Below are 14,500 nucleotides of genomic sequence, written 5' to 3'. Positions count from 1 at the left end.
CCGGGCGGCAGTTTGCACCCGGTGTTTAGTGGATCAGGCTTTCTGACAGGCCGCGGCGGTAAACAACACGTCAGTGGATGAGTTCAGCGCGGTTTCGGCAGAATCCTGCAAAATACCGATGATGAAGCCTACCGCGACCACCTGCATGGCGATGTCATTGGGAATACCAAACAGACCGCACGCCATCGGGATCAGCAGCAGCGAACCGCCCGCCACGCCGGAAGCGCCACAGGCACAAATTGCCGCCATCACACTCAGCAGCAGTGCCGTCAGGATATCCACTTCAATCCCAAGCGTATTGACCGCCGCCAGAGTCAGCACTGTGATGGTGATCGCCGCTCCGGCCATATTGATGGTGGCACCCAGCGGAATCGAGACGGAATACGTATCTTCATCCAGCCCCAGTTTGCGGCACAGATTCATATTGACCGGAATATTAGCTGCCGAACTGCGGGTGAAGAAGGCGGTGACACCGCTTTCACGCAGGCAGGCGAAGACCAGCGGATAAGGATTTCGGCGGGTTTTGAAAAACACGATCAGCGGGTTGAACACCAGTGCCACCAGCAACATACAGCCAATCAGCACGGCCAGCAGGTGCGCATAATTGTAAAGCGCGCTGAAACCGCTGGTCGCCAGCGTTTCTGACACCAGACCGAAAATACCCAGCGGCGCGAAACGGATAACCACACGGACAATTTTGGTGACGGCGACAGAGACATCCGTGACCAGCATTTTGGTGGTATCTGCTGCCTGACGCAGGGCCAGCCCCAGCCCAATCGCCCATGCCAGAATACCGATGTAGTTGGCATCAATCAGCGCCCGGAAAGGATTGGACACGATGCTCATAATCAGTCCTTTCAGTACTTCTGCGATACCTCCCGGCGGCGTGATTTCGACGTCAACCATTTTCAGAACCAGCGTTGAAGGGAAGATAAAGCTGACAACGACGGCAATCAGCGCTGCCGAAAAGGTTCCGAAAAGATACAGAAACAGGATCGGGCCCAGCGACGTTTTACGGCCCTTCGGATGATTGGCGATGGATGCAGTAACCAGTACTAACACCAGCAGCGGAGCAACCGCTTTCAGCGCGCCCACAAACAAACTGCCGAGCAGACCCGCGGTTTGAGCGGCTTCAGGTGCCAGGGCGGCGAGGGCGATACCCGCGAGGAGGCCGATCAGAATTTACATCACCAGACTGCCACTGAGGAAGCGTTTCAGAAATGACTCTGAGGATTGTGTTTGCATTATTTTTCCTTTTTTAAGTGTAATTGCCACTCTTGTCCTGAGTGGTAACGCAGGAGACTAGCAGAATTTAGCTCAAAAAATAACGGACACTCATGAGTGTCCGTTTGAAAGTATTGTTCTGCGAGCGATGCCCGCTTATTTTCGGGATTTTGCGAGGTCAGCCCGGCGGTTCACCCAGGTGTTAATTAACAGAGTGATGATCAGGATAGAAGCGATCACGCCCAGCGAAATCCCCACCGGAATGTGGAACACATCGAGCAGCAGCATTTTGATACCGATGAAAATCAGGATCACTGCCAGACCGTATTTCAGCATCGAGAAACGTTCCGCCACGCCTGCCAGCAGGAAGTACATTGCGCGCAGGCCGAGGATCGCGAACAGGTTAGACGTCAGCACGATGAACGGGTCGGTGGTCACGGCGAAGATTGCCGGAATACTGTCCACCGCGAAAATCACGTCGCTCAGTTCCACCATAATCAGCACCAGCAGCAACGGGGTAGCAAACAGGATCCCGTTACGGCGCACGAAGAATTTCTCGCCCTGCAAATCGTCGGTCATACGCATTTTACTGCGCAGCCAGCGGATCATCGGTTTCTCGCCCACTTCGCCGTCGTCTTCTTTCGCCAGCGCCATCTTGATACCGGTGAACAGCAGGAACGCGCCGAACACGTACAGGATCCAGCTGAATTGCCCCACCAGCCAGCTGCCGGCGAAAATCATACCGGTACGCAGGACGATGGCACCGAGCACGCCGTAGACCAGCACGCGGCGTTGCAGGTTAGCCGGGATAGAGAAGTAGCTGAACAGGATCAGCCAGACAAAGACGTTATCCACCGCCAGCGCTTTTTCCAGCAGATAACCGGTCAGGAACATCGTTGCCTTGGCATCGGCCACTTCACGGCCAAACTCGCCGTTCAGATACCACCAGAAACCGAAGTTAAACAGCAACGACAGGCTAATCCACACCAGCGACCACATCGCAGCACTTTTCATGCTCATGGTTTGCGCGCCTTTACGCCCCTGCAACAGCAGGTCGAAAGCGAGCATAATTATCACTACCACGGCAAAAGAGCCCCATAAAATCGGGTTGCCAACGGAGTTCATCATTGCGGTATCCTCGAAAAAACATCAAAAAAAAACGGCCAGCGTCGGAAGACGTTAGCCGCTCATTTTTTGAGCTGTGAGCAAACCTCGCCTTCCGGCAAGGTCTCACTTACAAAGATATGTATTCATATGAAATCATATCTTTGCCCCGGTAACCGGGTGGCTGAGACGGCGCTAAGCGCGAGTCCAGACACCGTAATGACGATTATCCGACGAAGAAGTTACTCCCCTTTGCATCTCGGAAATTAATGCAAAATGTGTCGAATGTCAAACATTCAGAAACATTATGGGTCATTATCCCGCCAGTGCCTGACGCTTGCCGAGTGCGCCGACGAACGAGAGCAGCAGCCCCTGACTGAGCGGGGTTTCGCTAAGTTGCTGAGCCTGATGAGCAAAGTCCACGCGGTCATCTTCCGCAATCGAGGCCAGCCAAGACAAATACGTTTTCATCACCGCCAGACTGAATTCCGGATGGAACTGAGTGCTGACTGCATTCGGGCCGTAGCGCAAAATCTGATGCGGGTCGTGCAGCGTTTTCGCCAGCACCGTCGCCGTGGCGGGCGGCGTAATAACGGTTTGCAGATGGATAAGATTTGCCGCGAACTGTGCCGGAAGTTGCGATACCAGCGGATCCAAATGCCCGGCAGGCGTCAGCGTCACTTCGTGCGTGCCGACTTCAATGCCTTGCGGATGGTAATCCACTTCGCCGCCCAGTGCGTACGCCATCAGCTGATGACCGTAACAGGCACCGAACATCGGTAATTCTTGCAACATGCCCAGACGTACCCAGTCCGCCGCTTCTTCGCTCCACGCCAGATGTTCAGTCACCATGCTGCGCGAACCGGTAATGATCGCGCCGCAATAGTTTTCCGGCGGCAGCGGGCGTTCACCCGCCTGCAAATCCACAATGACCACCTGCTGCGCGTCGATATCACCCTGACGGATAAACATCTGCGGGAAGTTATCATGCGCGCGGCGGATAGGCTCAGGTGCGTGGCCGGTCTGTAAAATCAACAGCGGTTTCTGGCTGGGTGCAATCATCTGTTACTCCCGAACGATGGATAATTTTTACGGATAATCAGGACTGGCTGTCTGCCGGGAACACCACGCCGGTCTGGCGACGGATTTCCGTCAGCACTTTGGCGGTGATGCGCGAGACTTCCAGCCCCGGATGCGCGACAAACTGGCTGTCGACCAGAATCGCAAAAGTTTCTGCTTCATACAGCATGGTGTTGATGTGCTGAGGCTGCGTCAGATCCAGCTTCTGACTGCCGCGTGGCGTCAGGCTGAGTGTCTGGCATTCAGACAGTTTTTCCATCTGCAAGGTGCCTTCTTCGCCCTGAATTTCGCTCGGAAGATGGGAGTCGCTGATTTTGGAATGGTTGATAACAACTTCGAAATTATCCGCATAGGTCAATACCACGGTGCCCTGACCGTCAACGCCGCTTTCCAGTAACGTCGCGGTGGCTTTTACCGATTCCGGTTCACCAAACAGCGAAATGGCGCTGGCCAGACAGTAATAACCGATATCCATAATCGAGCCGTTGGAGAAGGCCGGATTGAAGGTATTCGGGTTTTCGCCAGCCAGATAACGCGGATAACGTGACGAATACTGACAGTAATTCAGAATGGCTTTGCGCAGTTTACCAATGCGGTTCAGCGCACCTTTCATGTGCAGGAAATTCGGCAGATACGCGGTTTTGAACGCCTCGAACAGCACCACATTGTTCTCTTTCGCGCGGGCGATCAGGTTTTCGGCTTCATGCAGATTGGACGTCAGCGGCTTTTCGCAAATCACATGTTTTTTATGGCTGAGGAACAGCAGGGACTGCGGATAATGCAATGAATTCGGGCTGGCAATATAGACGGCATCAATCAGATCAGATGCGGCCATTTCTTCCAGTGAATCAAAATAGTGCTCAACCGGATAATCCTCGCCCAGCTTTTTAGCGCCTTCCAGCGTGCGGGAGTAAATCGCGGTCAGTTTCATTTTTCCGCTTTCGTGTGCGGCATCAATAAAACGCTGGGTTATCCAGTTAGTACCCACAACACCAAAACGAATCATGAGAAATCCCTATAGTTAATTATTATTGGTACAACTTACCGAATATTTCCAGATGCGTCAGGTACATGCGCGTATCGAATTCTAACTGATGATAGTCGGGCGTCATATGACAGCAAAGGCTATAGAATGCTTTGTTGTGTTCTTTTTCTTTCAGGTGCGCGAGTTCATGCACCACGATCATTTTCAGAAACGCTTCCGGCGCGCTTTTAAACACCGTCGCGACGCGGATTTCCGCTTTGGCTTTCAGCTTGCCGCCCTGAATGCGGGAAATCGCCGTATGCAAGCCCAGCGCGTGTTTCATCACGTGGATTTTATTGTCGTAAGCGACTTTGCTTAACGGCGACGAACTGCGCAAAAACTGGTTTTTCAGGTCCAGCGTATACTGATAGAGCGATTTGTCAGTGGTCAGCTCGTGCGGTTCGGGGTATCGCGTCAGCAACACTTTACCTAAACGTTCCTGTTCGATTAACTGGCGCACCTGAGCCTGAAGATTCTCGGGATAGCCTTGCAGATAGGTCAATTCAGGCATAACTGTTTGCTTTGTCTCTTATTGCCGGGAAAAAGATGCCATACCGGTAAGCGGGGTTTTCGTTACGATCGCGCCGATCCGGCAGATAAACCCCTTTTTAACTGAAAAAACGTTTTACTGATAGACCAAATTAAGGGATAAACAGCGCAAATTGAATATTGAGGAGGGCTAATGAGCCAATTCGAAACCGAAACAGGTGGTCAGTTATTGCAACTGCGTCTGGAACGTTATCCGCTGGAAGAAGCGGCAACGCAATTGCAGGCATGGGAAGCGGCTGATGAATATCTGCTGCAAAACCTGAACACCGACGCGCTCAACGGCCGTCCGCTGCTGATTTTCAACGATGCTTTTGGCACACTGGCCTGCGCATTGCAGCCACACAATCCGACCAGCATTAATGATTCCTTCATGAGCCAGCTGGCGATGCGCCATAACCTGCGCCTCAACGGTTTTGACGAAGACAGCGTGGCGGCGCAAAGCAGCCTGGTGCCGTTGCCGATCAATCCGGGTCTGGTCATCATCAAAGTGCCAAAAACGCTGGCACTGCTTGAACAGCAACTGCTGGCGCTGCGTGAAGTGGTAACGCCGGACACGCAGATTATCGCTGGCGCGAAAGCCCGCGATATCCATACCTCCACGTTGCAGTTGTTTGAGAAAATCCTCGGGCCGACCAAAACCAGTCTGGCGTGGAAAAAAGCCCGCCTGATCCATTGCGAAGCGACCCTGCCTGCACAATCTGCTGAGCCGGTGATTTCCGAATGGGCGCTCGATGACAGCGAATTCCGTATTTCTAACCACGCGAACGTGTTCTCTCGCGGCGGTCTGGATATCGGTGCGCGTTTCTTCATGCAACATCTGCCGGAAGGTATTGAAGGCCGCATGGCGGATCTGGGTTGTGGTAATGGCGTGATCGGCATGACCGCACTGGCGCTGAATCCTGACGCGGAAATGCTGTTTGTTGATGAGTCCTACATGGCCGTGGAATCGAGCCGTATTAACGTCGAAAACAATTTGCCGCAGGATGTCAGCCGCTGTCATTTCGAAGTGAACAATATGCTGGCCGGAGTCGAGCGCGAAACGCTGCACGCCGTGCTGTGTAACCCGCCGTTCCATCAGGGCACCGTGGTCAGCGATGACACCGCCTGGCGCATGTTCTGCGACGCCAAACGTTGCCTGCAAACCGGCGGCGAACTGCGTATTGTCGGCAACCGTCATCTGGATTACTACCAGAAACTGCGTCGCCTGTTCGGTAACTGCACCACCATCGCCACCAACCAGAAATTCGTGATCTTGCGTGCAGTGAAAACGGCGTCGCATCACTGATTGCAGCATTAGTGTGAAGAACTGAAATGAAAAAGCCGCTAATCGCGGCTTTTTTTTCGTCTGCAGTTTTCTAATCAAATGTTTATATTTTCAGTGCCAGCCGCGTGCCCTGATCGATAGCACGGCGTGCGTCGAGTTCGACGGCGACATCTGCACCGCCAATCAGGTGCACGATTTTACCGGCATCCTGCAATGGCTGGAAAAGTGCGCGCTGTGGCTCCTGTCCGGCGCAGATAATCACGTTATCCACTTCCAGACACACCGGCTCGCCGTTCATGATCAGATGCAAACCCGCATCATCGATGCGCTCATAGCTCACGCCGCTCTGCATCTTCACGCCACGGTGCAACAGGCTGGCACGGTGTATCCAGCCGGTGGTTTTCCCCAGTCCTGCGCCCACTTTGGTGGTTTTGCGTTGTAGCAGAACGATATCCCGTGCGGCCGGTTCCGGCTGCGGCCCGGCTGGCGCCAGACCGCCGCGGTGCATCAGGCTCTGGTCAATTCCCCATTCGTGACTGAAAGCCTGGGTACTCAGGCTGGATGACACCCCTTTATGCACCAGATATTCGGCGGTATCAAAACCGATACCGCCCGCGCCAATAATTGCGACGCGCTGGCCGACTGGTTTTTTATCGCGCAACACGTCGAGATACGTCAGTACGCTCGGGTGATCAATGCCCGCAATGTCCGGCAGGCGCGGCAAAATACCGCAGGCGAGGATCACTTCGTCATAGCCCGTTAACTGGCTGGCGGCGACGGTTTCACCGAGGCGAAGCGTTACACCGAGCAACGTCAGCTGACGCGAGTAATAGCGCAGCGTCTGATAAAACTCTTCTTTGCCGGGGATCTGTTTGGCGATATTAAATTGTCCACCGATTTCATTGTGGGCATCAAACAACGTGACGTGATGCCCGCGGCTGGCGGCGGTGGTGGCAAACGCCAGTCCGGCCGGGCCGGAGCCGACAACGGCCAGCCGTTTGGCGATTTCAGCACGGGTGACCGGTAGCTGTGTTTCACGACAGGCGCGCGGATTGACCAGGCATGAAGTGACTTCGCCAGCGAATATCTGATCCAGACAGGCCTGATTACAGCCGATGCAGGTATTGATTTCGTCAGCCCGCCCCTGCGCCGCCTTTTCGACAAATGCCGGATCGGCGAGGAAAGGCCGCGCCATCGACACCATATCCGCACAGCCTTCAGCGAGAATTTTCTCTGCCACGTCCGGGTCATTAATGCGGTTGGTGGTGATGAGCGGGATGCCGACTTTACCCATCAGCTTTTGTGTTACCCAGCTGAAAGCCGCACGGGGCACCATCGTGGCGATGGTGGGGATCCGTGCTTCGTGCCAGCCGATGCCGGTGTTGATAATGCTCGCGCCGGCCTGTTCGATACGTTGCGCCAGATTTTCCACTTCCAGCCAGTCAGAGCCTTCTTCGACTAAATCCAGCATTGATAAGCGATAAATAATGATGAATTCCCGCCCGCAAGTTTCGCGTACGCGGCGTACCGCTTCTGTAGCAAACCGCATCCGGTTTTCAGCGGATCCACCCCAGCGGTCAGTACGCTGATTGGTGCGCGCGGTGAGAAACTGATTTATCAGATAACCTTCGGAGCCCATGATTTCCACACCGTCGTAGCCGGACTCTTTAGCAAGTTGCGCGCAGCGGGCGAAATCTGACAGCGTGGATTCGATTTCTTCTTCGCTCAGGGCATGAGGCGTAAATCGGTTGATCGGCGCCTGAAGGGCAGAAGGCGCGACGGGGTGAGGCTGATAGCTGTAGCGACCGGCATGAAGAATTTGCAGCGCAATTTTTCCGCCCGCTGCATGAACGGCATCGGTCACCACGCGGTGATGCGTGATGTGTTCCTGTTCGGCGAGAATTGATCCGCCCTGATAAACCACGCCCTGCGCGTTAGGAGAAATGCCGCCGGTGACAATCAGCCCGACGCCTGCTGCGGCGCGTTCGGCATAAAAAGCCGCCAGACGTTCCGGCCCGTCCTCCAGTTCTTCAAGTCCGGTGTGCATTGAACCCATCAGCACGCGGTTTTTCAGTTGTGTAAAACCTAAATCCAGCGGCGCCAGCAGGTGCGGATAAAACAGCGAAGCGCGTTCAGTCATGGAATTCTCTTAAGTGGTCGGAGGAGATGAATTCAATTTAGCGGGTGGCAGCGCAATTGGAAAGTCAGCGTGCAATGACTGTGATACGTATCACTCTGAGGAATTCCCTGAGAGTTAATTAACTATTACGCATATTATTAGTCACCGGATATTAATTATAAGGGTTATTTTTGAGGGGGTCTGACCGTCTGATGTAGCAGGTTAAATAATTATTTCTTTGTTTTTACACAATATTGATTGGTTGCAGGTTGTTTATTTTTAACATTTTTTTATTAAATTAATGTGTTTAGGATTATTTTTATAAAACAATCTCGAATCGATTCAGTTCGGGTTAGAGCTGGACTAGGCTGGAGCTGCTTCACCCTAAAAATTCATTTCTAACCTGGATATATACTATGAATCTTATTGACCATACAGCCTGCCGCCCGTTTACCGAAGCCGGGCATTTGTCCCAGATTGCAGCCTATTATGAAGAGGGCCGTAATGTCATGTGGATGATGCTCAGGTCATATCCACGTCCATGTTTTAATCAGGAGCTTATTGAGGACATCATGACCCTGACGTATGCCGCGAAGGCGTCGGGGCTGCGTTTCGATTTTTGGGTCACCGGCTCTTTGGTTCCCAATATGTACAATGTGGGAGGTGATCTGAGTTTCTTTGTCGACTCCATCGTCAATAATAAGCGCGAGGCTTTGCGTGCCTACGCCAGAGCCTGTGTGGACTGTGTTCACGCCGCAGCGCGCGGGTTTGATGTGGGGGCGATCAGCTTGTCGATGATTGAAGGCACCGCGCTGGGCGGCGGATTCGAAGCGGCGCTGGCGCATCATTATGTGCTGGCGCAAAACACGGCCCGGATGGGATTTCCGGAAATCGCGTTTAACCTCTTTCCTGGAATGGGCGGTTATTCGCTTGTTTCGCGCAAAGCGGGGATGAAGCTGGCGGAAGAACTGATTTCGACCGGTGAGTCTCATACTGCGGAATGGTTTGAAAGCCGCGGTCTGGTGGATGTGCTGTTCCAGCCGGGGGAGGCGTTCAACGCCACGCGTACGTTTATGGATGTGCTGCGGCCAAAACTCAACGGGATCCGCGCGATGATCCGCGCACGCCAGCGTGTACTGCAACTTTCACGTTCCGAACTGATGGATATTACGGAGGATTGGGTGGATGCCGCGTTTACGCTTGAGGAGAAAGACCTGAGTTATATGGAGCGTCTGGTCATGCTGCAAAACCGGCATACTGCATCACTGCGTAAAACCGGCTAGCAGCGGGCAGAAATGGCCCGTCACTGGCGCTATTTCTGTTTTGCTTTATGTTTAAAAACATTGGGTGAAGCAACCATTTTTTCCTCAAGCCAGTGCTCGAGTTCCTTTGCGGGCATTGGCTTGGCGTAAAGAAATCCCTGTTTGCTGTCCACACCAATCTCGTCAATTAACTTCTCTTCTTCGGCCGTTTCCACACCTTCCGCCACTACGGTAAGTTGCAGGGTTTTAGCCACTGCCACAATCGCCCGCACCAGCGCCTGTGATACCGCATTGTCGTTGATCCCGCGGACAAAACTTTGGTCGAGCTTAATGCAGTCGAGCGGAATTCTCGCCAGCTGCGACAGGGAAGAATAGCCGGTACCGAAATCATCCAGATGCACCTGCGCGCCGAGTTTATGCAGCTGGTTAATCATGGTGACAGCCGCCCCTTCATCTTCCACCAGACAGCTTTCTGTCAGTTCAAAATCGAGCAGACAACCTTTCATTCCGGCTTTTTTCATGGCGTCAGAAAGCGTGGTGATAAACGAACCGTTATTCAGCTGACGTCCGGAAAGGTTCACAGCCACGCGCAGATTCAGGCCTTTTTTCTGCCATTCGGTCGCCTGGCGGGTGGCGGTTTCAATCACCCATTTGCCGATGGGCGTGATCAGGCCAGATTCTTCGGCATACGGGATAAAACTTTGCGGCTGGATCAGCCCGCGTTCCGGCGAATTCCAGCGCAGCAGCGCTTCCACACTTTGCACGGTGCCATAAAGCGAGACTTTCGGCTGATAGTGCAAAATCAGCTCGTCCTTTTCCGTCAGCGCTTTGCGCAAATGCGTATCCAGCCACATGTATTCTGAGGCTTTTTCATTCATTCCCGGTGAGAAAACGCAGTGCGCATTTTTGCCTTTTTCTTTCGCCACATACATAGCGGTATCGGCGTTCTGCAACAACGTATCGCCGTCAGTGCCATGTTCCGGACAGATGGCGATGCCGCCAGAACAGCCGGTATAAACTTCGATGAGACCAATACGAAATGGCAGGCTCAGGCGGCGCAGCACGCGCTGGCTCAGTGCTTCCAGCGTGCTCAGTTCGGCATGTGTGCTGAGAATAACAAATTCGTCGCCGCCGAGGCGCGCGAGCTTATCGTTTGGCGACAGGCAATCCTGAATGGCATCTGACACCGCCCGCAGCAGGTGATCACCAAACATATGGCCGTAAGCATCGTTCACCTTTTTGAAGTTATCCAGATCCAGATAGATCAGTCCGACTTTGTTTTCGCCGCGCTCGAGAAGGGCTTTAGCCAGCGATTCCTGCAACGCATTACGGTTAGCGAAACCGGTAACCAAATCGGTATTAGCCAGCACGCGCAGACGTTCCTGCGCCTTGCGTTCGTCGGTAATATCAGAGCCGGAGCAGATCAGGTATTTTTGTTGTTTTCCGCTGCCGCTGTGAACGAATTTATTGCGAAACAGAAACAGCCGCTGGCCTTTAACTGTGTTGATCCAGCGTTCGACTTCGTAGGATTGCTGATGCTGAAAAAAACCGTTGATGTTCTGACGTGACGCCAGACCTTCTTCCATCGACATGAAGAGATCATAGGCGCTGCGCCCAATGACATCTTCTTCGCGCAGGCCGGTATATTCTTCGCTCAGCCGGTTAAAACGGTGGATTTTGCCCTCCTGATCGATAATCACGATCACGGAGTTGGCTTCGGAAACCACCTGTTCAGCGAAAGTCAGACCGACTTCAAGGTCGTGTGCGACGGATTCAGTGTCCTGATACGCCGATGCGGTACCCGCCCAGGCTTTACTGTCGATTTTCCGGCCAACAAGATACAGGCGTACAGGGGAGCCGAACAAGGTGATGTCCAGTGTGAAACTTGAGGTGATCCCGGTCAGTTGCCTGATTTTTCCCGCCTGCCATTGGGTCAGGGAGATAGCCACATTTACGACGCCCTTTTCTGCGGACAGCTCCAGTGCATTGCTGTCTGAACCCACTCGCCAGTATGGGCGGGGCGTACCAAAATGCAGGTACAGGATGGAGGCATCTTGAGAATCGACCATGAATGTTTCTCCGAAAAGAACGCTATACGCCGCCAGTGTGGCGACATGGCGACAGTCAGCACAGACGGAGTTTACTCTGCTCAGCACACCCGCACCGCTCCGCAATTAGCGGATACAGAGCAGGGAGGCGTAACGCATTGAATTTAAGGTTAGCAACTGTCAGTTATATATCCAGTCACCGTACAGAAATTACTGCTCAGAACAGGCGGGTTCCGTTGCCGGAATTCCGCCTGCGAGAGAAAGTGCTGACAGCGTTCCGGGTCTGCTTATTCAGACCCGAAAAGTTATTTCAGCAGGAAGCTGGTTTTCTTCACGTCCTGAGAATCTAATCCCACGAATACGTTGAATTTTCCGGGTTCAGATGCCCATTTCAGCTTGTCATTGTAAAAACGTAAATCTCTTTCGTTAACAGTAAAGGTCACGACTTTCTCTTCACCCGGTTGCAGGGTGATTTTCTCAAAGTTCTTCAGCTCTTTAACAGGACGACTGATAGAGGCCGTGACATCCTGCAGATACAACTGGACGATGGTGGCGCCACTGACTTTACCGGTGTTTTTCACCGTCACACTGGCCGTCAGCGGATTTTTCGCATCCATAGTGGTTGATGAAAGGCTCACATCAGACACGCTAAAACTGGTGTAGCTCAGGCCATAACCAAACGGGAACAACGGACCGTTGGTGATATCGAAATATCGGGTGGTGTATTTATCCGGATGCTGCGGATTAAACGGACGACCGGTATTCAGCACACTGTTATACAAAGGAATTTGTCCGACCGAGCGCGGGAAGGTCATTGGCAATTTGCCTGACGGGTTGTAATCGCCAAACAGAACGTCCGCAATGGCGTGACCGCCTTCGGTGCCGCTGAACCATGTTTCCAGCATGGCATCGGAGATGTCGTTTTCCCACGTCAGTGTCAGAGGGCGGCCATTCATCAGTACGATAACCAGCGGTTTACCGGTGGCTTTCAGGGCTTTGAGCAGGTCACGCTGGCTCTGCGGAATACTGATGTCAGAACGGCTGGAGGCTTCGTGAGCCATGCCTTGTGCTTCGCCAACTACGGCAACTACGACATCTGATTTCTCGGCTGTTTTTACCGCTTCGTCGATCATGTCTTGCGGTTTACGCGGGTCGTTGATGACCTGCTTGTCGTAGGAATTGAGGAAGTCGACCATCCCCTGATCATTGGTGACGTTAGCACCGCGGGCATATAACAATGTGCCTTTATCGCCGAGGACATCTTTCATCCCCTGCAACACGGTCACGGCCTGAGCCGCTTTACCGGCGGCAGACCAGCTGCCCATCACATCACGTTTACTGTCAGCCAGCGGGCCAATCACGGCGATGGTGCCTTTTTTCTGTAACGGCAACGTCTCATTGGTGTTTTTCAGCAAGACGAGGGAGGTGCGCGCCACTTCGCGGGCTTCGGTGCGATGCAGACGACTTTCGGCATTAGTGTCCGTCGGGTCACTCGACTGCGGGCCTAAATGACGGTATTCATCGACAAACAGTCCCATGTCCCATTTCGCGGCCAGAACGTCGCGCACGGCACGGTCAATATCTTGCTGACTCACCAGACCGTCAGCGAGCAATCCTTTCAGATACTTACCGTACATATTATCGGCCATGTCCATATCGACACCGGCTTTCAGCGCCATAGCCGCAGCCTGACGATCGTCTTCGGCCACGCCATGTTTAACCAGACCGCCGATAGCGCCGTGGTCGCTCACTGTCAGGCCTTTAAACTGCCAGTCATCACGCAGAATATCTTTCAGCAGCCAGGTATTTGAGGTTGCAGGAATGCCGTTAACGCTGTTGAGCGCAATCATTACGCCACCGGCACCGGCATCAACGGCCGCCTTATACGGGGGCATATAATCATTGAACATGCGGGTCAGGCTCATGTCCACGGTGTTGTATTCGCGACCGCCTTCAACAGCGCCATACAGCGCATAGTGTTTCACGTTAGCCATTACAGCATCAGGTGCGGATGGGTCATTCCCCTGATAACCCGTCACCATTTCATGTGCGAGGCGGGACGTCAGGTAGGTGTCTTCGCCAAAGCCTTCGGAGACACGGCCCCAGCGCGGATCACGGGTAATATCGACCATCGGAGAGAAGGTCATATTCAGACCATCAGCTGCGGTTTCCAGTGCAGAAATACGTGCGCTGGTGTTGACGGCCTGCATATCCCAGCTGGCGGCCAGGCCAAGGCTGATAGGGAAAATAGTGCGCTGACCGTGGACCACGTCATAGGCATAAAACGGAGGTATTTTCAGGCGGCTTTCTTTCACCTGGTCCTGCATACGTCGAATATCTGGCTTTGTGACGGTATTAAACACGCCACCGACTTTGCCGGCGCGGATGTCAGCCATAATGGCTTCTTTCTGATAATCCGGCCCCACAGTGACCAGATTCAGCTGACCAATTTTTTCATCAATGGTCATTTTTTTCATCAGGTCAGCAATAAACGCATTGCGTTCTTTTACCTGATCCTGGGGGATGCCCGTCGTTTCGACGGCGAGCGAAGAAGCAGAACTTACCAGTAACACTAACGCGCCAAGCACGTGATGCGTATTCATCGGAATTCCTTCAGCCATAAGCAGGGGTGCCAAATCAGTGAAAATTCAGCAGCCTGAAGCAAACAAAGCAATGATCATTCTAAGAAAAGTATGTGTGAGAATCTAATACGACCCTTCAACTATTAGCAATGAATAGTTTATGCCCTGCGCACAATATCGTTTTACATTGCGGGACAGACTGCAATTTACAGGTAATCAGAAACTCACGTACAAAAAGACCTCA

General features: G+C 53.1%; 10 protein-coding genes. 2 read left to right on the top strand and 8 right to left on the bottom strand.

What is annotated here, in order from left to right; genetic code table 11:
• Positions 1-33: 33 nt before the first annotated feature.
• The 5 genes from sstT to J1784_RS16210 all read right to left on the bottom strand — a co-directional run bounded on the left by sstT (position 34) and on the right by J1784_RS16210 (position 4,943).
• Complete coding sequence (sstT, locus tag J1784_RS16230; RefSeq protein WP_338019913.1) at positions 34-1,182, bottom strand: serine/threonine transporter SstT; 1,149 nt, start codon at positions 1,180-1,182, stop codon at positions 34-36.
• A gap of 198 nt (positions 1,183-1,380) precedes the next feature.
• Positions 1,381-2,349 (bottom strand): TerC family protein, encoded by a 969-nt coding sequence (locus tag J1784_RS16225; protein ID WP_217150204.1) that lies wholly within the window; start codon positions 2,347-2,349, stop codon positions 1,381-1,383.
• A 294-nt stretch (positions 2,350-2,643) separates the two neighbouring features.
• On the bottom strand, positions 2,644-3,390 hold the full coding sequence (locus J1784_RS16220; protein ID WP_217150099.1) for a glutamine amidotransferase: 747 nt from the start codon (positions 3,388-3,390) through the stop codon (positions 2,644-2,646).
• 37 nt (positions 3,391-3,427) lie between these two features.
• Complete coding sequence (locus J1784_RS16215; RefSeq protein WP_217150098.1) at positions 3,428-4,414, bottom strand: Gfo/Idh/MocA family protein; 987 nt, start codon at positions 4,412-4,414, stop codon at positions 3,428-3,430.
• A gap of 22 nt (positions 4,415-4,436) precedes the next feature.
• Positions 4,437-4,943 (bottom strand): M48 metallopeptidase family protein, encoded by a 507-nt coding sequence (locus J1784_RS16210; RefSeq protein WP_112286754.1) that lies wholly within the window; start codon positions 4,941-4,943, stop codon positions 4,437-4,439.
• Between the two features lie 171 nt (positions 4,944-5,114).
• Here J1784_RS16210 and rlmG point away from each other — a divergent pair, with 171 nt between their 5' ends.
• Positions 5,115-6,266 carry a 23S rRNA (guanine(1835)-N(2))-methyltransferase RlmG gene (gene rlmG, locus J1784_RS16205; protein ID WP_217150097.1) on the top strand — a complete coding sequence of 384 codons (1,152 nt, stop codon included), beginning with the start codon at positions 5,115-5,117 and terminating at the stop codon, positions 6,264-6,266.
• 82 nt (positions 6,267-6,348) lie between these two features.
• On the opposite strand, the gene J1784_RS16200 is transcribed toward rlmG, so the two are convergent.
• Complete coding sequence (locus tag J1784_RS16200) at positions 6,349-8,385, bottom strand: NADPH-dependent 2,4-dienoyl-CoA reductase (RefSeq protein ID WP_274387332.1); 2,037 nt, start codon at positions 8,383-8,385, stop codon at positions 6,349-6,351.
• A gap of 395 nt (positions 8,386-8,780) precedes the next feature.
• Between J1784_RS16200 and J1784_RS16195 the strand changes: the two genes are divergently transcribed.
• Positions 8,781-9,647 (top strand): crotonase/enoyl-CoA hydratase family protein, encoded by an 867-nt coding sequence (locus J1784_RS16195; RefSeq protein WP_113877142.1) that lies wholly within the window; start codon positions 8,781-8,783, stop codon positions 9,645-9,647.
• 29 nt (positions 9,648-9,676) lie between these two features.
• Here the strand turns inward: J1784_RS16195 and pdeR are convergent, their stop codons facing one another.
• Positions 9,677-11,695: a cyclic di-GMP phosphodiesterase gene (pdeR, locus tag J1784_RS16190; protein ID WP_217150096.1), complete on the bottom strand. Its 2,019-nt coding sequence runs from the start codon at positions 11,693-11,695 to the stop codon at positions 9,677-9,679.
• Between the two features lie 284 nt (positions 11,696-11,979).
• Positions 11,980-14,277 (bottom strand): beta-glucosidase BglX, encoded by a 2,298-nt coding sequence (bglX, locus tag J1784_RS16185; RefSeq protein WP_217150095.1) that lies wholly within the window; start codon positions 14,275-14,277, stop codon positions 11,980-11,982.
• Positions 14,278-14,500 lie beyond the last annotated feature (223 nt).

Origin of the sequence: Rahnella ecdela, assembly GCF_019049625.1 — a bacterium.
Taxonomy (GTDB): domain Bacteria; phylum Pseudomonadota; class Gammaproteobacteria; order Enterobacterales; family Enterobacteriaceae; genus Rahnella; species Rahnella ecdela.
This window is presented reverse-complemented; position numbering and strand designations above follow the sequence as displayed.

Coding starts and splice junctions, on each gene's coding strand:
- J1784_RS16225 (WP_217150204.1), bottom strand. CDS start 2,349: ATGAACTCCGTTGGCAACCCGATTTTATGGGGCTCTTTTGCCGTGGTA.
- J1784_RS16220 (WP_217150099.1), bottom strand. CDS start 3,390: ATGATTGCACCCAGCCAGAAACCGCTGTTGATTTTACAGACCGGCCAC.
- J1784_RS16215 (WP_217150098.1), bottom strand. CDS start 4,414: ATGATTCGTTTTGGTGTTGTGGGTACTAACTGGATAACCCAGCGTTTT.
- J1784_RS16210 (WP_112286754.1), bottom strand. CDS start 4,943: ATGCCTGAATTGACCTATCTGCAAGGCTATCCCGAGAATCTTCAGGCT.
- rlmG (WP_217150097.1), top strand. CDS start 5,115: ATGAGCCAATTCGAAACCGAAACAGGTGGTCAGTTATTGCAACTGCGT.
- J1784_RS16200 (WP_274387332.1), bottom strand. CDS start 8,385: ATGACTGAACGCGCTTCGCTGTTTTATCCGCACCTGCTGGCGCCGCTG.
- J1784_RS16195 (WP_113877142.1), top strand. CDS start 8,781: ATGAATCTTATTGACCATACAGCCTGCCGCCCGTTTACCGAAGCCGGG.
- pdeR (WP_217150096.1), bottom strand. CDS start 11,695: ATGGTCGATTCTCAAGATGCCTCCATCCTGTACCTGCATTTTGGTACG.
- bglX (WP_217150095.1), bottom strand. CDS start 14,277: ATGAATACGCATCACGTGCTTGGCGCGTTAGTGTTACTGGTAAGTTCT.